At 38.6% G+C, this 19802-nt stretch carries 19 protein-coding genes; 10 read left to right on the top strand and 9 right to left on the bottom strand.

Annotated features, from left to right (window positions below; all coding sequences use genetic code 11):
- Positions 1-88 precede the first annotated feature (88 nt).
- A complete protein-coding gene (locus HO345_RS04900) occupies positions 89-2116 on the top strand; it encodes a S1 family peptidase (protein ID WP_253684310.1) in 2028 nt (675 codons plus the stop codon).
- A 14-nt stretch (positions 2117-2130) separates the two neighbouring features.
- Positions 2131-2547, top strand: coding sequence for an OsmC family protein (locus HO345_RS04905; protein ID WP_253684311.1), 417 nt, complete (start codon positions 2131-2133; stop codon positions 2545-2547).
- Between the two features lie 35 nt (positions 2548-2582).
- On the opposite strand, the gene pcnB is transcribed toward HO345_RS04905, so the two are convergent.
- The gene (gene pcnB / locus HO345_RS04910) at positions 2583-3725 is read right to left on the bottom strand and encodes a polynucleotide adenylyltransferase PcnB (RefSeq protein ID WP_253684312.1); all 1143 of its coding nucleotides are present in this window, start codon (positions 3723-3725) and stop codon (positions 2583-2585) included.
- A gap of 171 nt (positions 3726-3896) precedes the next feature.
- Between pcnB and HO345_RS04915 the strand changes: the two genes are divergently transcribed.
- Positions 3897-4928 (top strand): hypothetical protein, encoded by a 1032-nt coding sequence (locus HO345_RS04915; protein WP_253684313.1) that lies wholly within the window; start codon positions 3897-3899, stop codon positions 4926-4928.
- A gap of 6 nt (positions 4929-4934) precedes the next feature.
- On the opposite strand, the gene HO345_RS04920 is transcribed toward HO345_RS04915, so the two are convergent.
- From HO345_RS04920 to nagA, 8 genes are all read right to left on the bottom strand, one after another.
- Positions 4935-6233 carry an RNA-binding domain-containing protein gene (locus tag HO345_RS04920; protein ID WP_253684314.1) on the bottom strand — a complete coding sequence of 433 codons (1299 nt, stop codon included), beginning with the start codon at positions 6231-6233 and terminating at the stop codon, positions 4935-4937.
- A gap of 137 nt (positions 6234-6370) precedes the next feature.
- Complete coding sequence (locus HO345_RS04925; protein ID WP_253684315.1) at positions 6371-7426, bottom strand: family 20 glycosylhydrolase; 1056 nt, start codon at positions 7424-7426, stop codon at positions 6371-6373.
- A 196-nt stretch (positions 7427-7622) separates the two neighbouring features.
- Positions 7623-8096 carry a cyclophilin-like fold protein gene (locus HO345_RS04930; RefSeq protein WP_253684316.1) on the bottom strand — a complete coding sequence of 158 codons (474 nt, stop codon included), beginning with the start codon at positions 8094-8096 and terminating at the stop codon, positions 7623-7625.
- A gap of 338 nt (positions 8097-8434) precedes the next feature.
- Positions 8435-9343 (bottom strand): radical SAM mobile pair protein B, encoded by a 909-nt coding sequence (locus tag HO345_RS04935; RefSeq protein WP_010697471.1) that lies wholly within the window; start codon positions 9341-9343, stop codon positions 8435-8437.
- Complete coding sequence (locus HO345_RS04940) at positions 9331-10020, bottom strand: radical SAM mobile pair protein A (RefSeq protein ID WP_010697470.1); 690 nt, start codon at positions 10018-10020, stop codon at positions 9331-9333. The genes HO345_RS04935 and HO345_RS04940 overlap by 13 nt, the downstream gene beginning before the upstream one ends.
- A complete protein-coding gene (locus tag HO345_RS04945) occupies positions 10017-10454 on the bottom strand; it encodes a radical SAM mobile pair system MarR family transcriptional regulator (RefSeq protein ID WP_002679434.1) in 438 nt (145 codons plus the stop codon). Before HO345_RS04945 ends, HO345_RS04940 begins: the two co-directional genes overlap by 4 nt.
- Before the next feature lie 297 nt (positions 10455-10751).
- Positions 10752-12287: a glutamine-hydrolyzing GMP synthase gene (gene guaA / locus HO345_RS04950; RefSeq protein WP_253684317.1), complete on the bottom strand. Its 1536-nt coding sequence runs from the start codon at positions 12285-12287 to the stop codon at positions 10752-10754.
- 144 nt (positions 12288-12431) lie between these two features.
- Positions 12432-13604 (bottom strand): N-acetylglucosamine-6-phosphate deacetylase, encoded by a 1173-nt coding sequence (gene nagA, locus HO345_RS04955; RefSeq protein ID WP_253684318.1) that lies wholly within the window; start codon positions 13602-13604, stop codon positions 12432-12434.
- Positions 13605-13756: 152 nt separating this feature from the next.
- On the opposite strand from nagA, the gene HO345_RS04960 reads away from it, so the two are divergent.
- The 7 genes from HO345_RS04960 (at position 13757) to rpsT (ending at position 19726) form a co-directional block, all read left to right on the top strand.
- Positions 13757-14134 (top strand): VOC family protein, encoded by a 378-nt coding sequence (locus tag HO345_RS04960; protein ID WP_253684319.1) that lies wholly within the window; start codon positions 13757-13759, stop codon positions 14132-14134.
- Between the two features lie 45 nt (positions 14135-14179).
- Positions 14180-15439: a phosphoglycerate kinase gene (locus tag HO345_RS04965; RefSeq protein WP_253684320.1), complete on the top strand. Its 1260-nt coding sequence runs from the start codon at positions 14180-14182 to the stop codon at positions 15437-15439.
- Positions 15440-15445: 6 nt separating this feature from the next.
- Positions 15446-16459: an N-acetylmuramoyl-L-alanine amidase gene (locus HO345_RS04970; protein ID WP_253684321.1), complete on the top strand. Its 1014-nt coding sequence runs from the start codon at positions 15446-15448 to the stop codon at positions 16457-16459.
- Positions 16460-16473: 14 nt separating this feature from the next.
- Positions 16474-16932: a GerMN domain-containing protein gene (locus HO345_RS04975; RefSeq protein WP_253684322.1), complete on the top strand. Its 459-nt coding sequence runs from the start codon at positions 16474-16476 to the stop codon at positions 16930-16932.
- A gap of 94 nt (positions 16933-17026) precedes the next feature.
- Positions 17027-18076: a flagellar filament outer layer protein FlaA gene (locus HO345_RS04980; RefSeq protein ID WP_010697463.1), complete on the top strand. Its 1050-nt coding sequence runs from the start codon at positions 17027-17029 to the stop codon at positions 18074-18076.
- Between the two features lie 81 nt (positions 18077-18157).
- Positions 18158-19390: a RelA/SpoT-related domain-containing protein gene (locus tag HO345_RS04985; RefSeq protein WP_253684323.1), complete on the top strand. Its 1233-nt coding sequence runs from the start codon at positions 18158-18160 to the stop codon at positions 19388-19390.
- Positions 19391-19456: 66 nt separating this feature from the next.
- Positions 19457-19726, top strand: coding sequence for a 30S ribosomal protein S20 (gene rpsT / locus HO345_RS04990; RefSeq protein ID WP_010697461.1), 270 nt, complete (start codon positions 19457-19459; stop codon positions 19724-19726).
- Positions 19727-19802: the final 76 nt, after the last annotated feature.

Raw genomic sequence — 19802 nt, forward strand, 5'->3', positions numbered from 1 at the left:
CCGTTTTTTATAATTCTTATACTCTTGCTAATTAAAAGATAATATGATATTGTTTAGTACGTAGATTATTGTATGAGGTATGTTTGTTATGATGAAATTTAAGCACATTTTTATGATTTTATTTTTTGCGGTAGTTTTTCAGATTTTGGAAGCTCAGGAGGCTGTTTTAAGCCCTGAAGTTCTGAAAAAAATAAACGGAGCCGTATTTGAAGTCGTTGTTTTAAAACCGGAAGAAGGGAAGCTGGAATATGAAAAAAAACTTCCCATGGATAGAATTCCGTTTTCAATACGAAACGACAAATACATTCCTATCGGAACCGCTTTTTTAATGGATGACGGAAAATTCTATTCAGCCGCTCACGTCTTTAACCTTTATGAAGAAAGTTTTTATAACGACTACAACCTCCGTTCGGTATCGGGGGAGGTCTATAAAGTAGGATCGGTTTTAAGTTACTCTGTTGAAAGAGATTTTATAATTTTTGAGGCAGAAAATTACAAGCATGTAAAAGGCGAAGGTCTTTCAGTTTTAAATGATTTTAACTTAAATACTCCGATCTTTTCCGTCGGCAATGCTTTGGGAGAAGGCATTATAATCCGTAACGGTCTTCTTACAAGTCAAACCTTTGAGGACAGAAAAGGGGAGTGGAAGTGGCTGAGGTTTTCGGCTGCAGCAAGTCCCGGCAATTCAGGAGGACCGCTTATTTCACCTGACGGAATGGTTTTGGGAATTATTACCATGAAAAGCGAAAATGAAAATTTAAACTATGCTCTTCCCTTTGCAGAAACAAAAAATATTGCAAAAAATGTAGGTACGGTCTATCTTCCTATTTTTTATAGGCTGCCTCATATTCTTGAAGAAAGTAGTTTTTATGAATACCGGAATGAACAAAAACTTCCCAAAAAACTGATTGAACTCCGTAAATCTATTATTGCTGATTATAAAAATTTTACCTTAGATATAATTAAGGACTTAAAGAAAAAATATGATTTTTCGGGTACCGAGAATTTTATGAATGGAGAAGGTGCTGTTGAGCTTTTGTATAGTTTTTGGAATCCTAGATTTCCTCTTATTTTAGCCAGAGAAGAAAATAAAAAATGGGATATGTTTTTACCTAATGATATAAAAGAATATAAGCTGCCTCAAAATGGAAATGTGATTTACGGTAAAATGCTTGGCTCTATTATGGCTATTGTAAAAAAGCCTAATGACATTGATCAAAAAAAACTTATTACTTCTCCAAAACTATATATGGATTATATTTTAACGGCATCCAGAATGTATAGATATATTGTGGGAGAAAAAATTGCAATATCTTCTTATGGGGAGCCTTCACGCAGTGAAAGTCATATTGATACTTACGGAAGAAAATGGCTGGTAAATTATTGGGAACTTCCCTTTGCCGATTCTGAGGTAATATCCTTTGCCCTGCCTATTCCGGGAGGCATCTTTGTTATAACGAGAGTCGATTCCATTTCTTCAATAAGAAACGGGCATAATCATGACTATGCATTTTTGTCGGATTATGTTCTTCCTTCTTATTCCGGAACTTTCGCCGAATGGAAAGAATTTTTAAATCTATCTCCAAAAGATTATCCCATCGATCCTATATTGTCTTCGATGAAATTTAACTTTGATTCCAAGAATATTGCTCTAAAAGCCGGCGACTATAATTTTGTAATTTCGCAAAAAGATTTTGCCGCAGATAAAGATGCAAATCTTGATCTCTCCTTGGGCTTTTTTGTAAACGATAAAAAGGCGGTCTTTGATATAAGTGCAGTTAATATGTATTCAAACTCTCGAAGCGATGATTATACATATATACGTTTTTCAAAAACCTTAAGACCGCCTGAGGATGCTCCTCAAGATTTACTTGAAGCATGGCAGCAAAAAATAAATCAAGCTGTTCCTTATAATGCGAAACCATATAATCAGAATCAGTATACATTTTATGATGAAATTCTTTTTATGGATAATATAAAAAAATCCGGCAAAGAAAAAATCAATCAATTGTATTGTATAAGTTTAGAGTTAAAACAACAGGATAGATTTGATGAAATTCAAAAATTAGCTGCCGAAATAAAAAAGAATCTTAAAATATCCGTTAAAAATAAATAAATTTGGAGGTTATTATGGCAAAAGAATTTAGAACAAAAGCCGAAATAGATTTAGGCGAAGGTTTTAAAGTTGAATGTGAGGCATCAGGCAAGAAAATTATTGCAGATGAGCCCTTGAGTTTCGGGGGAACCGATTTAGGTATGAACCCGATTGAACTTCTTCTAAGCGGTCTGGGAGCTTGCAAGTGTGTTACTTCAAAGGTCATTGCAAAGAAAAACGGTCTTAAACTGGATTATTTGGCCGTTGAATGTATCGGTTTTTTTAGACCGGGTACACCGGGACTTTCAGATATTGAAACAATATATCATATTAAGTCCGATGCTTCCGATGAAGAGCTTGAAAAATTTATGGCTTCGGTTGATGAAAGCTGTCCGGTACATGCCACAATCAAAAATCCGGCCCCGATAGCTCATAAACTGGTTAGGGTTTAATATCTACAATTTTCTTGAGTCTTAAAGATACGGATTTATTCCGTATCTTTTTGGACTTCTTGTTTTTTAGTTTTTTTCTTGCGCCTATGCTTAACCTGTTTGCCGAGTTTTGCAGAGCGTGCTTGGGCTCTCTCCATTGATACCTTAATTCCCAAATCGGTTAAAACGCTTTTTACCGCAAATTCCAATTCCTTTCTTTGAGGATTCATAGGAAGAATAAAATGCCTGCATTCCTTGTAAACATAGGTATAAACTTCTTGCGGAAGTCCCTCAGGGTTTGCAATCAGCTTTATGTAATCTTTGAGTAATGATTTTAAACATTCTCCCTGTTTTATTTGAGGTTTTAAGTTAACTTCTTTATCCAAAAGAGCAAGATTTTCTATATACATTTTTTTAAATTTTGAAGACGAATCTATAAAGGCGCATGCCCCGGGCTGCAGGTAAACATAGAGCTTAAAATCCAAAAGTTTTTTTACAATATCGCTTGCATGTCCGCTAAAAATAATCTTATTTATTTCTTCGGTTATCCTTGAAGGAGACACAAATTCCAAAAGATGGGCATTTTTTCGTATTTGAAGCTGAAGAAAAAACGGAATAGCGGAATCCGTCATTGCCGCATACTTTATAGCCCGAATCATTCTTACAGGATCTTCCGAAAAGATAAGCTGGAGTGGAATAATAGGTCTTACTTTTTTCGCTCTTATATCCTTAACGCCGTCTACATAGTCTATTACAAGCTCATGTATGGGGTCGTAATAAAGAGCATTTAAAGTAAAATCCCTTCGGTGAACGTCTTCATCTATTGTGCCGAATTTATTTCCGATACTTCCGTCTTCGGTTGATCGAAAGGTGCTTACCTCATATATTTTTTCTCCGAAAAAAATATGAACCAACCGAAAACGCCGGCCTATTACTCTTGAATTACGGAACATTTTTCGTATTTTTGAAGGTTCGGCCGAGGTCGCAATATCGAAATCCTTCGGAACATGGCCTATTAAAAGATCTCTTACTGCTCCTCCTACTATATAGGCTTCAAAACCTTGAGAATTTAAACGCTGTATAATTTTTACGGCTTCAATGTCTATTTTTTCGAGGGCAATCTTGTGCTCATCCTTAGTATAGACCAAAGCCTGCCGAACCTGTTTTCCTTCGGCATTTTGACCGTATCGAACTAACATTTTTGAATGAATATATTGCATGTAAAAAGGTTTTATGTCAATGAGTACCGCTTATTTTTGCCAAATTTCTATGGTTTTAGATAAAAAAGCCCTTTTAAAATTCGTTACAATATGATATAATGTTCCTTCTACACGTTAGGTAATTGCATATTGGAGAAGTTGCGAAAAAAAATGACAATAGATAATGCAGGACTCGGAACTATAATCTCTACAGACATAGTTGTTCTAAATGATCATGAAAGAACCTTGGTCAAATATGCTTTTGAACAATTGAATGAAGAATACAAATCCACTGTATTGGAAATAGGAAAGAAACTCATGGATTTGGAAAGAATGTCGGCTGCAATTTCACGCTTTCCTTCAATCCATGAGACAAGCGTTCTTGCAGGTGAAAAACGCAGTCAAGAAACCCTTATAGAAACTTTATGTAAAACCCCTTCCGATGCCCGTACTCTTTCAATGCCCACAAAGGCTGTATTGGGCCGCGGTTTTCTTGTCGCAAAATTCCATATTTTTTCGGCTCTAACTAAGGTCGCTTCAAATTCATCATTTTCGGAAGAAAAAATTGAAGAACTTAGAGCGGCTACTATGAATATTATGTTTACGATTATGTCCGAAGATGTTTATATTTCTATTTTGGACAGCAATATCTTGGATAAACAAAAACAAGAAAAGGTTGCAAATGCCTTAACCTATCTTTGGGAACACCGTTTGGATCAAAATACAACTTCCTTTGCTCCCGTTCTAACAAGAGTTTGGACAGCCCGTGATACAATAGCTCCCGTATTCGGTACGATGATGGGCACCAGCGAACTTTTTTTGCTTTCTTCCAAATTGGATGACTCATGGCAAAGCTTTATGCTTGCAAAACTTTCGAATAAAATCGTAGGGCAGTCTTTGGAAGAGTTTTTATTCGGCATCTCATATGAAGATATCCTCTATGTACGCAATCAGCTGGTAAGCTGTAAGATCCCTGCAATGGGCAGAGAAGATGTTGCCAAGCTCTTAAATAAAAAACTGGATTTTGATAATTCCGATCCTCGTCATTTTTACTCTTCCTATGTGCAGCGCCGAAACAATGCCGATGCCCGCAAGCGACTCAATGCCGCCGGCCCTAAAAACACGATTGAAGACTACTATATCAGCTTTTTATTTGAAAAAGGTCTGGAGCTAAAAGACGGGAAGACCGAGACTGGAAAATAGGGAGATTTAACTTGATATATATTGTGTGTTTTTTCCCTTGCCGTCCTTTAGTATAATTCCGTTTTCAGTAAGACTCTTTAAAAGCCTTGATACACTTGATGAACTCATATCAAATTTTTGTTCTATATCGGTGCGTGATACTTTTTTCTTCTTTTTTATAAATTCAATTATTTTTATTTCCGTATCCTTTAGTTTATCATTATTTTGAGGAAGGTATTTTGTATTGATATTGGGAAGTACGATTTTAAAAGCATTTGCAGTATTTTCGATTATCGGTTTTTGTGTAAGATTTTCGTAGGCACCTATAATTTTACTCATGCCTGTTCCATAAGCTTCAATAAGGTGAAGACGGTAAAACACACCTGCTAAATTTTTGTTTCTGCATACGGAAAGCCCAAGCATAATATCTTCAAGCAAGATTCCGGGTAAAAGTCCGCCTATTGAAACAAATTCGATTCTATCCGTATATATGCTTATCAAAGAACTTGCACTAAAAGAATAGTCTCTATGTACCAGTAAATTTAAAAGTGCCTCCCGTATTGCTGAGGGAGGGTAATCCCTTGTGTCTATACGCAGTAGCTTATCAAAGGTTGATCGCGTTTGATTGTGCATGTCTATGTAATTATAAATGTCATTTAATTGTTGAATAAGAGAGCCTGAAAATTCTTTTCTGTCTTTAAAAATGCTTTGATCCCTTCCTTCAAACACGGCGGCTTTTACAGAGTGCACACATTGCTCCGATAACAATAATCCGGTATTTGTGTACATTCCGTCTTGATTAAGTATTTTTAAGGTTTGCTTTTGCTTAGTTCCAAAATCCAAATTTCTAGCTTTAAATTCCTTTGATAAAGCATTAAAGGTTAAATTTTGTTCTGTGGAGCGCATCTCTTCAAAATTATCTCCATCCGTTTCCTTTATCATGTTTCTTATTGCCGTATCGCTTGCAGGGGCGGAAGATGAACCCTGCCGAACATAGACACCTTCCGGTCTTAAACCTTTTTTAGCAAGATAATAGGGGCGGTTACTGCCTCTTTGAACACTAATTTGGATTATTTGCTTGCCCTGTGTTTTTGTTATTTTATAATTGACAAACATTGTTATATCGGGTTTGATTGAATCTCTTATCATATTACTGAGTTGGAGTATTGAATTATCAATATCTTTTATCCCTACAACTTTACCGTCATCTTTGATGCCGACATAAACTGTTCCGCCCTTACAATTTGCAAATGAGACAATTACTTTTTTGATGTTTTCATCGATTTTTTCTTTTAATTCTACGGTTTCACTTTCTTGAAAAATCAATTTATTCCCCCCCTTGTACATAAAGTTATACTTAACTGAATTATAACCTGTTTCTTGGTTCTCGTCAAGTATTTTTGGGGAGAACTGACTAGAATGGGGAGAACTGACGAGAATGGGGAGAAAAAGACAAAATTTATTTACTTTAATTTGTCTATCGTTTTGACCATCGGTTTATACCGGGCGAGGTTTTTGTTTGTAACATTGTCCCATGCCGTGTACATGTGCCCTAGCATAGCAGGGTTATCCTTGTATAAAAGCGAATAGTCGATAAGAGCGTTTACCGCTTTAATATCTTTAAAACTTGTCGGCAGGACGCGGAAGCCCTTGTTTAAAAAAAACGGAATGGAGCCGTAGCGTTCCAGCTCGTCATAGTGCCAGTCGCAGATGATGATGTCCTTGGGAATAAGGTCGACGGCGGGATCGGTGCCGTTACACGAGCTTTCGTATTCACCCTTATAACCGCTCTCTTCATCCTCGCTGTTGATGAGGCGGTCGCCCCACATGTACATTGTAAGTCCCCGTTTTTTGACACAGTGATCGTAGAGTCTGTTCACTGCACCGGCAAAAAGTTCGGCCTTGTCTTTTCCGCGGCAAAGGGGGCAGGCGTCTTCGCCGATCAAAAACACCTCGTCCAAGCCGACATGTATTTTTTTTACCGAAAAGACTTCGGTAATTTCGTCGATTAAACCGAATAAAATCGTGTAGACTTTTTCATTGGAAGAGCAGAGACTTCTGCAATAAATGCCTTTATTGCCGGGGTAGAGGCCGGGTGTTTCGTCCAGTTCAGGATAGGCTTTAAGCAGGGCGAAGGTTTTGGTTTTCCACGATTGATGGCCGAGACAGTTTATTTCGGGGATAAGGTCGATGGAAAGCCTGCGGCATTCTGCAGCAATTTCGCGTGCAACGGTTTCGGAAAGCACATATTTGTTATAGAGTTTTGGATCGCTTTTCCATTGATAGTTGTAGCCTATTTGAAGAAAAAGCGTATTGATTCCCCGTTTTTGTAAATCGGGCAGTTCTTTTATCAGATTTTTGCCCGTTTTGTCGGTATTTACAATTGCGTGAAAAGCAATGACGAATTCGCGTTTAGGCATGGTGCCGTTTGTTTGAGCATAAACAGCCGGCTGTAAAAATAAAAAAAGAAAGAAGGGTACGAGTACCATAGCTTTTTCTTTGAGAGTTTTTGTTCTCATAGTGAACCTCCTCATTTAGTATACCGCCTTCATCACTCCCACTCAATAATTACCATAGCATATTTGTTTCTTTTATGTATTGTCAGTATCTATTAAGTTTCTAAAACCAAACATTTTATACCTATTTTTTGTGGTTTTAGAGGTTTTTAGTATCAAAACAGTATCAATAATGATACTAAAAATATTACTATCATAATCATTCCATTTTTATCTTTAATACCACATCACTATTGCTTAATAATCGCTTTATTTCTTCCTTGCTTAAATTTTTAATCTTCCCAATTCGAGTATATTCCCATGTGTTTGCTCCATAAAATACAACTATTTTGTTTCCAGAGTACAGCATTATATCTCTGGCTTCTGCTGTAATTCTTTTATCAGATGAGGAGTAAGTTTTACCCAATTCTCCTACCTGCTCGAAATCGCTATATTTAGATAACCGGATGGTTACCTCTCCTTGTTTTAATTCTTCCTTTAGTTCCTTTACAGTATTATTGTTTTCCCATTCAACATCAAGTACAGTGCCATCTATTTGCATGTCTTTTATCATATTTTCATAGGCATCTTTTCCAAAGTAATAGCTATGTGCCTTATCCCCATGAACGATAAGTACAGCACTACGGATTTCATTACTATACTGTAGAATTGGTTGGTTTAGAAAAGATATCATCCCTATAGTATTCCATCCCTCATTGGAATTAAGCGACCTGCTATGATAACCACGCTCTGTCTTATAATAAGCATAATAATCTTTTACAAACTGAGGTGCATCTTTAGGAAGTGGATCGACTACTCCACCAGCCCTTTCATATGCTCCTGTTTGATAGTCTTTTATTCTTTGCTCATTAAATGCACATAGCTGAAAGATTTTACAATCTTAAAGTCATGTGCTTTTTATGCTGTTTGATGCTTTAGACAAACTGGAGTTGTTCTAAGTCTTCTCGGTTGCACCTTCTTGCCCTTCGGACAAGGAGTCTCCCTCGTTCAAAGAGCTCGGTCAATTTCTGTTTAACGATTCCTTTTTCCGGTATTTTCTGTCCCTCGGATTTCCTCATGATAGAAATAATCCACGATAACCGGATGTCCCTGCGGGACTCTGCCATAAGGCATTTCATTATCCACAAAGGGACAATCATACTTCTTAGCCATTTCCTCAGCTTTTACTTCAAGCGCTTCAAAGTAGCTGCGGTTATGCTTGTTATAGATCTCATCGTAAAGCGGTACAAGGTCAGGATATTTTCCAGCGATATAATCCATAATCGTCTTCTTGAAACCGCCCCGAAGATTGAGATTTTCGAGCCAGAACAGATCGCACTGACCCTTTACCAGCTCAAAGATCGCTTCAAAGTCAGTGATGCCGGGGAATACCGGGGATACGAAACAGACTGTACGGATCCCTGCGTCATATACCTGCTTCATAGAAGCGATACGACGCTCAATGCTCGAAGCAGAGTCCATATCGTTCTTAAAATTTTCATCCAGTGTGTTGATCGACCATGAAACGGTTACTCGTCCAAGCTTCTTCAGCAGATCGATATCCCGTACCACAAGATCAGACTTTGTGCAGATTAGAATATCTGCGTCACTGCCGATCAGCTGCTCCAGAAGTTTTCTGGTATTCCCGAATTGCCCCTCCTGTGGATTGTAGCCATCCGTCACAGAACCGATGACCACCCGCTGTCCGGCATATTTCTTCGGATTTTTAATTTCCGGCCAATGCTTCACATCAAGGAAAGTGCCCCATTCCTCCTTGTGTCCGGTAAAGCGCTTCATAAAAGAAGCATAGCAATACTTGCAGGCATGTGTACAGCCTACATAGGGATTGACCGAGTAACCGCCTACCGGTAGACTGGACTTGGTCATGATGTTCTTTGTTTTCACCTCACCAATGAGGATTCCATCGATTACTTCTGCCATGATCTCTGTACCTCCAACACTTTATTGAATTCTTCCGGCATTTCCTGAATCATATTTTCATCCCCTATGATAGAGACAAGGTCTTCCTTCATAAACACCGGAATGCCGAGCGTGTGTGCCTGGTCCGTCAGAGACCATGCCCACTCCGGCTCCGTATGAACCTTCCTGCTCTGAGCTCCAGTCATGGTGCCGACAACGATCCAGTTGATTCCGGAAAGGCCAACTGTACCGGGATCGTCGAATAACGGCTCAAAGGTAACATGGTAGTGTTTTGCTCTGATGTTTCTCCGAAGCGCGTCAATACGCCACAGTTCTGCTTTCCTCGTCACCGTAACGCCAAACCATGCGTTTTCCAGATCTGTATCAAAATCCAGAAGATCGGGTCGCTTGGTAAGGAATAGGAACTGATGCTGTGGATTTTCACGGATCTTTGCAAATACCTCGTCTCTCCATTCCGGCTTCCATCCGGAGAGATCGCTCATGCCGGTAAGAAGAAAGTTCTGCGGACGTTTCTTTTCCATCATCTTGAGCTTACCCGGAAAGAATTCAGGGTCAGCGAAGTCATCAATCATATGCCAGCGCCTCACATTGTTGCGGGCATAGCAATATGCACACCCCACTGTGCAGCCGATGACGATATTCATGTTTTGAATCTGATCTTTGATACAAATACTCATGACTTCTGCCACTCCTCAAGATTCTTTCTGATACGGTCGAGGCATTCCTCAAACCGGGTAATTTCTTCCTCTGAAAAACCTTTGTAGTAAATACTGCCCATCTCATCAGATACAGAATTGTACTCGTCCTTTAAGGCATGTGCTTTCTCAGTCAGAAACAGGAGTATTTTCCTTTTGTCCGTTTCAGACTGAACGCGGCTTATCAGCCCTTGATTTTCCATTCTTTCCAGCATCGTCGTAAGAGAAGTTATCGCTAATCCACATTTGATCGAGAGTGACCCAATCGGGATTCCATCCTCCTGCCACAGCACATAAAGAATACGCCCCTGGGCTCCATTGAACGCATCAATATTCTTTTCACTGAGAATCTTCTCAAAGATCCGGTCTCCAAGCTGTTTTATTTTGGTGACAAGAAATCCTCCATTCATTTCCATACAAAAGCTCCTATATAGTAGTTTATCAAATCATACTATATAGGAGCTTTGTTGTCAACAGTTTGTATGTCTAAATAGAGGTAAATTCAAATTTATCAACCACTATTTCCACAAAAGCCTCCCACCAAAATGATGGAAGGCTTTCTAAACAATTTATCTAAATTCAACAACTTCCTTTTAAACCTACTTTTTCTCATTTTTAGTATCAAAACAGTATCACTAAGGAGCTTTTTGCTTCCGTAAACCGTTGTAATATTGTATTTTCAACGATTTTACGGAAGAAACATTTTTGTTACTCTACTCCCACTCAATAGTAGCCGGCGGTTTTGAGGTTATGTCGTATACGATTCGATTGATGCCCTTTACTTCGTTTATAATACGGGAAGAAACCTTGTCCAAAACCTCATAGGGAATGCGTACCCAGTCGGCTGTCATAAAGTCAGAGGTTTTTACTGCACGCAGGGCGAGGGTGTAGTCGTATGTTCTAAAGTCTCCCATAACACCCACCGTCTTTGTTGATGTAAGAACGGCAAAATATTGGCTTAAATCCTTTTTTATGTCTGCCCGCTCAAGTTCGCTCCGCCAGATTGCATCAGCTTCCCTTAAGATATCGAGCTTTTCTTCGGTTATCTCGCCCATGATTCTTATGGCAAGGCCGGGGCCGGGGAAGGGCTGGCGGTGTACCAAATAATCGGGAAGACCTAGCTCCGTGCCTAATTTTCTTATTTCGTCCTTAAAAAGTGTTTTTAAGGGCTCGATTAGGGACTTAAAACTTATGTGATCGGGAAGGCCTCCGACATTGTGATGGCTTTTGATTACGGCGGAACCCTTGGTACCGCTTTCGACTACATCGGCATAAATTGTGCCTTGGGCAAGGAAGTCCACAGTTCCGATTTTTTCGGCTTCTTCTTCAAAAACGCGGATAAATTCTTCGCCGATTATTTTCCGTTTTTTTTCAGGATCGGAAACGCCTTTTAGCTTGCCTAAAAAACGGCTTTCCGCATTTACGCGGATAAAATTCATTGGAGCATCCCTAAAGGCTGCCTCTACCTCATCTCCCTCATTTTTGCGCATAAGGCCGTGATCTACAAAAATACAGGTCAGATTTTTACCGACAGCCCTATTTAAAAGAGCTGCAAGCACGGAAGAATCTACTCCTCCCGATAGGGCTAAAAGCACCTTGCCGTCTTTTACCGTATTTTGTACATCTTTTATTGCCTCGGCTAAAAAGCTTTTCATATTCCAATCGCCCTTAGCACCGCAAACATTGTATAAAAAGTTTTTGATTATATTTTGCCCTTCTTCAGAATGTTCAACTTCGGCATGGAATTGAATGCCGTAAAGTTTTTTTTCTTTATTTGCCATGGCCGCATTCTTTGTATTTGCCGTTTGAGCTGCCGAAACAAAGCCTTCAGGCAGGCGGGAAACGCAGTCTACATGACTCATCCAAACAGAAGATTTATCTTTTATATTTTTAAAGAGCGGAATACCTGTGTCGAATTTTGTTAATGTTTTGCCGAATTCTCTTTTTAAGCTTTTTTCGACCTTGCCGCCCAGGCAATGAGCCATGGCCTGCATACCGTAACAAATGCCTAAAATCGGAATATTTAAGTTAAAAATTTCTTTTGGGGGCAGGGGAGCCTTTTCTTCATAAACGCTGTTAGGCCCTCCGGTAAAAATGATACCTATGGGCTTATTTTCCCTTATGTAATCAAGGGCCTTTGAGGCCGGAACAATATCCGAATAAACATTTAGGTCGCGCACACGCCTTGCTATGAGCTGATTATACTGACCGCCGAAATCCACAATTAAAATCTTTTCCGTAATATTCATAAAAAGTATTTTAGCCGATAAGAGCTTTTTTTTCAAGTAAACCAAGTTTTTTCATAGAGGCATAAAAAAACTCCATCTTAAAGCAGGCTTTTTTTCATATCCTTACCATCATTCTTAGCTGAAATATTCAAGTCTGATTCCTAATTACAGTAAATTCTTTTTAAAAGCGCCGCCTATAATCGAGGCGAGGATATTGAATTGTTTATCGAATACGACAATGTCCGCATCATAGCCGGGGATAAGCATACCCTTTTTAGTATACCGCATAACTGATGCGGGTGTTGAAGATGCCGCCCGTACCGCATCGGAAACCGAAAAGCCGAATTTAACTAGATTTTTTACCCCCTTTATCATCGTTAAAGAAGAACCTGCAATAACGCCGTCTATAGCGCGGTGAAAACAGCCGCCTTCGTAGACTACTTCTTCTCCGTTTGCGATAAGCGGCCCTTTTTCCTGCTCCGTGGGAGTAAGGCTGTCGGTAACAAGAACAATCTTTTCCAGCGGCTTATCGCGGGCAAGCAGTTTGAACAAATCCGGGTGGACATGAACCTCGTCCGCAATTATCTCACAGGACATTTCAGGGTGAATGAGTACGGCTCCGACTGCTCCGGGGTTGCGGTGATGCAGCTGGCTCATCGCATTAAACAGGTGGGTGGAGTGTAAAATGCCGGCCTGCATACCTTCAACCATATTTTGATATTCGGCATTCGTATGTCCTGCCTGCATAACGATACCGCACTTTAAACCGTAAAGGGCGAGATAACGCATACCTTTTAGTTCTGGCGCGACTGTCATATTGACGATATGCCCTTCAGAAGCCTGCCACAAGCGCTCCATAAGGTCCATGTCAACCGCACATACGGTTTCAGGTCTTTGTACACCGAGCTTATCTGGCGAAATAAAGGGACCCTCCATATGGATACCCATTATATGAGCTCCGTTTTCTTTTCCCATTGCTTTGACGATTTCTTTAATGCTATGTGTCATGTCCTTTTCCGGGGCGGGATAGAGAGTCGGATTAAAAGCGGTTACCCCGTACTCTGCCAAATCTTTGGACATTTCAACCATAGCTTCGACGGAACAGTTGTCGGTGCCGTGCCCTTTAAACCCGTGGATGTGCGTATCGATAAATCCGGGGGCAATATAAGATTCTTCGACATCAAATATTCTTATGGAAGTATCGAATTTTTTTTGTAAAAAACGGCGTTCCGAAAAAACATCGGCAATTTTTCCGTCTTCAATCAAAACGGCACAATTTTCCATTTTGGAAAAGCCCGTAAGGAGTGTCCCGTTGTGTAAACAAATCGATACAGCCATAACTTTTCTCCGTCGTATATAGTATATCTGTTTAACAAAAAAAAGTACAGCTGTCGATATTTTTTTATTAAAATTATAGAAGGCTAAAATGTCAATATTCTTAATTGACTTATGATAATGATTGTGTTATACTTTTTTTAAGAGGTATAAAAATGTTTTTAAACAGTGTCGCCATCCGCACGGATGAAATGGAAAAATCACTTGAATTTTATGAAAAAGTACTTGGGTTTACTTTTAATTATATGATGTCGGCAGCTCCGGGAAAAAGAATTGCTTTTTTAACGGAACCTGACAGCGGAATGAATCTTGAGCTCATCAGTCATGATGTTCCAAAAGCCCAAAACGGCAGCCGCCTTTCTCTTACCGTTCAGGTAGACCAGATAAGTGAAGCCGAAAAGTACCTAAAAGCTAAAAATGTCCGCATAACGGCTCCTCCAAGAACCGTAAAAGACGGTAAAAAGATTTTAACGGCCGTAGATCCTAACGGGGTTGAAATAGACTTCATCGAATTCAAAAAAGAAAACGACTAAAGTTAAATTTAAGGGCGCCTAAAATAAAAAATTGTTGGAGGTAATATGATTAAGACTGTAAAAGATGTAAATTTAAAGGATAAGCGCATAATAATGCGTGTAGATTTTAATGTTCCTATGAAGGACGGAGTAGTGCAGGATGATACGCGGATTAGGGCTGCACTTCCCACAATAAAATATATACTGGAACAAGGAGCTAGAAGCCTTGTTTTGATGAGCCATTTGGGTGATCCTTCAAAAGATGCAAAAAAAGCCAAGGAAAAGGCCGAAAAAGACGGAAAAACCTTTGATGAAGAAGCTTACATCAACGGAAAGCACAGAATTAAGCCTGTTGCAGAATACTTATCCGGCCTTCTTAAACTTCCTGTTGATTTTGCCCCCTCCTGCATGGGGCAGCTTGAAAGGGTAAAAGCTCTTCCTCAGGGCGGAATTCTCATGCTTGAAAACACCCGCTTCCACAAAGAAGAAACTTCAAAGGAAAAGGCCGAACAGCAAATCTTGGCAAAAGAGCTAAGCTTGTACGGCGATATCTATGTAAATGACGCTTTTGGAACGGCTCACCGCTCTCATGCTTCTACAGCCGAAATTTCAAACTTTGTCAATACAAGGGTAGCAGGTTTTCTTATGGAAAAGGAAATTAAATATCTTGAGCCCATGTTAAATAACCCTGCAAAGCCCATGACGGCAATTATAGGAGGAGCAAAGGTTTCTTCCAAAATTGCAGTCTTGGAAAGCCTTTTAAAAAATGCATCTTCTTTAATAATCGGAGGAGGAATGGCCTACACATTCTTAAAGGTTCAAGGAAAAAAGATCGGTAAATCCTTATTTGAAGAAGATTTTATGGATACTGCTAAAAATCTTTTGGATAAGGCGGAAAAACAGGGTGTAAAGATAATTCTTCCTGTTGATCATATCTGTTCCGAAACCTTTTCTCCCAATGCCGAAGCTGTTTTGGTTGAAAGCACCGATATTCCCGATAATCTTATGGGAATGGATGTAGGGCCTAAGACATTGGCTCTTTATAAAGAGATTATTTTGTCGTCAAAGTCCATTGTCTGGAACGGCCCCGTAGGCGTTTTTGAGTTTGAGGCCTTTTCAAAAGGAACGGAAGAAACCGCCCGCCTTGTAGCAGCTGCAACGGAAAAAGGAGCTCTTACAATTGTAGGCGGCGGTGATTCGGTTGCTGCCGTAAATAAGTTCAATCTTGCCGATAAAATGAGCCATGTTTCTACCGGTGGCGGAGCTTCCCTCGAATTCCTTGAAGGAAAAGTTCTCCCGGGCATTGCGTGTCTTGATACTATTTAATTTTTAATGAAAAATAGGGCAAATAAGACTTTTTTTTCTGTTTTTCTCTTGATTTTTCTTTGTTTAAAAGCTTTTTCTGCGGGCGTTTCGGTTACCGATGCCGCAGGAAGGCTGGATCTTGATATTTCATGGGATCCGCTTTCTCAAGAACTTATTTTTATAAAAAATAACTCACAGGTAAGCTGCAAGATAGGGGAAAGCCTTATAATTTATGATAATCAAAGGCCTGATTTTATTCCGCCTCCCTATCAAAAAGACGGGCTTACATTTATAAGCGGTGAAATGTATAAAAAGCTTGAAACATTTTTTGCCGTACCTCAAAAAGAAACAAAGTATAGGGTTGGGGTTATCTTGATAGATCCGGGACATGGCGGAAAAGATCCCGGCTGTATCGGCTCCTATACCGAAAATAAAAAAACTATAATACTAAATGAAAAAACGATAGCCTTAAATGTAAGTTTGGACCTCTACAATATGCTAAAAAAAGCTTATCCCGATAAAAAAATTCTTTTAACCAGAGATAAGGATGTTTATCCAACCCTTGAAGACAGGGTAAACATGGCAAATTCGGTAAAATTAAAAAAAAATGAAAGCATTCTCTATGTTTCAGTTCATGTTAATGCATCTCTTAATTCCAAGGCTGCCGGTTTTGAGGTTTGGTATCTGCCTCCGGAATACAGGCGTGAAGTAGTCGATAAAAAAACCGTGCCGAAAGAAATTCATTCTATATTAAATTCGATGATGGAAGAAGAATTTACGATGGAAAGTATTTTAATGGCGCAAAATATTTTGGACGGCTTGGATGCTCAAATTGGGAAAAAAAGCCCCAATAGGGGAATACGCGAAAATCAGTGGTTTGTGGTGCGTAATGTTAAAATGCCCAGCGTTTTAATTGAATTAGGCTTTATCAGCAATAAAACCGAAATTAAGCTTTTAAATTCTCCTGACTACTTGAAAAAATGCTCCTTGGGTATATATAATGGACTTTCTGCTTTTATAAGCAATTTTGAAAATAATTGATTTCGGGGTATGTAATGAATTACATAAAAACAAAGATTATTGCAGCTTTTTTATTGATTGTTATAATAATAGTTGTGCTTTTTACATCGGTTCTTAATAAAAAGCACGATAGGTATGTTCTGTTTTTTAAAAATTCCATAACAGGAAAGATCGATACGGAAATCCGTTATGTTCCACTTCAAAATATAATGGAACCTGAGGCTGCTTTTTTTGAAGAATTGATGCTTGGACCGGTTAATCATCATTGTTATTCTTTTATAAAAACCGGATCCAAATTGCTCTCCTGCTTTGTAAAAGAAGGTGTTTTATATGCCGATCTACCTGTCGCTTTTGTTGAAGATATAAAACAAGAGCTTGATTCTGATGAAATTATGGCTCTTTTGCAAAAAAATATATTTACCAACTGTAAGGACTTAAAAGCGGCTTATATCTTCGTTGAGGGTATAGAGATTTACGAATTATTAAAAAAATAACACTAAAAAGCAAAAAAAGTGTTGACAAAATTGAATTATTACGTATACTTATAGTATACAGGGCATAAATTAAGTGCATAAAAGGAGTTTTTGAATGAAAAAAACATTTATACTTGTTGCTATGGCATTCCTTTTAATGGGTGCTGTTGCGGTTGCTGAGGAAGCGATTATTATTGACTTCGCACTGTTGAATGCAGATATTATCGCAGATCCCAATGGTAAGATGACACAAAACAGAAGAACCGTTATGGATTACGGTCAAGTAGCCGGTGCATCTTATACAAATGAGCAAAAAGCTTTGATGAGGACATCTTTGGCTCTTGAGCAGTGGGATGTTGAATTGAATTCTTCCGCTCAGAATCCCCTTTCGGTTGCTACTTCAACAATTAAGGAAGCTGAAGTAAGAGCTGAAGGAGAGAAATTTGCCGGTCAAAGGTTGATGGGTGTCCGCATCTTGTTCCCCGAGTGGACAAACAATGCGAATGCAAAAATTAAACCCGGATTTTTAATTCCTGCTTATGAAAAAATGGCTCAGGTTGATGATCAGGGTAACTTGCAGGAACCCACTGCAGAAGATAAGGCTTCCGGTAAATCAAGATTTGAAGAAGGCTATGGTGTTGTTCGAAATACCGGCGTTATCAAATCAATTGCTGTAAATACCTATGGTATGAACTTCCCACACGGTCTTTATGTTCTTCTTAGAGATCAGAACAATGTAGTTAAACGATACTTCATGGGTTATCTCTTGTTTGACGGCTGGAGAGAAATGATATGGAACAATCCTTCATACATTGCAAACGTAAAATCTAGAGAATTAAGACTTTATCCTGTTTACCCTACAGCTCTTCCTCATGTAGCTTTTGAAGGTTTCTTAGTTACTCGTGATGCTGCTCATGACGGCGGAGATGCTATTGCATACTTCAAAGATGTTAAGATCATCTATGATAAAGCTGTTTTGACAACAGTACGAGACTTTGCAGATGAAGATATCTGGGGTATTCAGACAGAAAGAGAAACAAAGAGAAAGAAGATTGAGGTTGAAAAATTCGGTCAAACTCAAGTTTTGAGATTCCTTGAACAGGAAAAGATGGCTACAGAAGAAGGCTTCACACCTTCAGAAGGTTCCGAAAAGAATCAACAATAAGTTCTAAAAAAATTATAAAGCGGTCGAGACTGCTCGGCCGCTTTTATATGACCCTGTAAAAATTAATGCTTTTAACAAAATATGTTGTCTGAAGACGTACCTTGGCTCCCTAAAAAAGAAAAATTAAGGGAGGTTTATGCTTCTTATGTGCCTCACTTAAATGTTTTGATAGTGCGCATAGAAGAGTTTCTACGTTCTATAGTAAAAATAACTTCTGCTCCTACATATAAAACAAGGGTGAAGAGTTTTAATAGTTATTATTTGAAACTTTTAAAATTCCCTCCCAAAAAAGATACATCAGACCTTCCCGTTCTTACCGATATTCTGGGAGTAAGGATAATATGTCCATTTTTACAGGATATAAATGAAGTTGAAAGAATTCTACTTAAGAATTTTAAGATAATAGAAGTTGAACGTAAGGGGTCTGAAAGAACTTTTAGAGAATTCGGGTATGAATCGGTTCATTTTTTACTTGAAATACCTGAAGAATTTAAGGTAGGTCTTGTTTTACCTAAAAATTTAATTTTTGAGATCCAACTTAGGACTATTCTTCAAGATGCTTGGGCTGAGGTTGAACATGAGTTGGTATATAAATCGGAGTTTTCTCCATTTGATCAACCCCTAAAAAGAAAGCTTGCTTCGATAAACGCAAGTTTGAGTTTGGCTGATATTATTTTTCAGGAAATTCGCGATTATCAAAACAAGCTTAATGCCGAACTTGAAAAAAGACGCTTTGAATTTTATTCGATGGCTGATGAATATACGGCTCAAGTTTTACCTGAAACCAATATTGTTCAACATGATAATGTCGGACATGGAGAGGAGTTGAAGCTTGCCGAAACTATAGATGATTTGATTTTATCTGCAATTGAAGCTCATAATCAAAATCTTTTTGATAAGGCCGAAAAGATTTATACAAAAATAATTGAGCAAAATCCTAATGATATAGTTTTGTCGGTTGTATATAAACACAGAGGTATGGCCTATTTTGCCCAAGCTAATTATGAGGGCGCCTATGCCGATTTTTTGCAGAGCTGTAAATATAATTCTGCAAATTTTCGTTCTCATTACTATGTGGGAATAGCTTTGACTCTCTTAAACAGAGATGATGAAGCCATTGAATATTTTACAAAATCGCTTGAAATAAATAAATTTCAAGCCCATGTTTATTTTAGGCGTGCCTTGTCCTATTTTAAACTGGCCTTATATCCTGAAGCTGCCAAGGACTTGGATTCTGCCTCGGATCTTGGTTTAGCCGAAGAAGATGCAAAAAAATTGCGTATAGCTATTGCAAAAAAAATTGATATGGTGTAATCTAAGCGGCTGTATTATGTCATATACAATAACTATAGTTTTAAATTAATTACGGAGGTACCTTAAATGAAAAATCGATCTGCGATTAAAAGACATAACCAGAGTGAAGTCCGCCGAATGCGAAACCGCTCTGCAAAGAGTGAAGTACGTACAACAGCTAGAAAGTATACTGAGGCTGTTCATGCAGCTAATGCGGAAAGTGCCGCAGCCTTACTTCGCGAGCTTTCCAGTCAGCTTGATTCTGCTGCCCGAAAAGGAATTTTAACCAAAAATTCTGCAGCCCGCAAAAAGTCAAGAATGCAGCTTTTGTACAACGCTTCATTTGCAGCAAAATAAGAATGAAGGAAGACCGCAAAACCTTTTTTGGGATTGCGGTATTTTTTTATATTTTACTCAATTTTGTAGTTTATTT

The sequence above is a fragment of the Treponema denticola genome (genome assembly GCF_024181645.1).
Taxonomy (GTDB): Bacteria; Spirochaetota; Spirochaetia; order Treponematales; family Treponemataceae; genus Treponema_B; species Treponema_B denticola_A.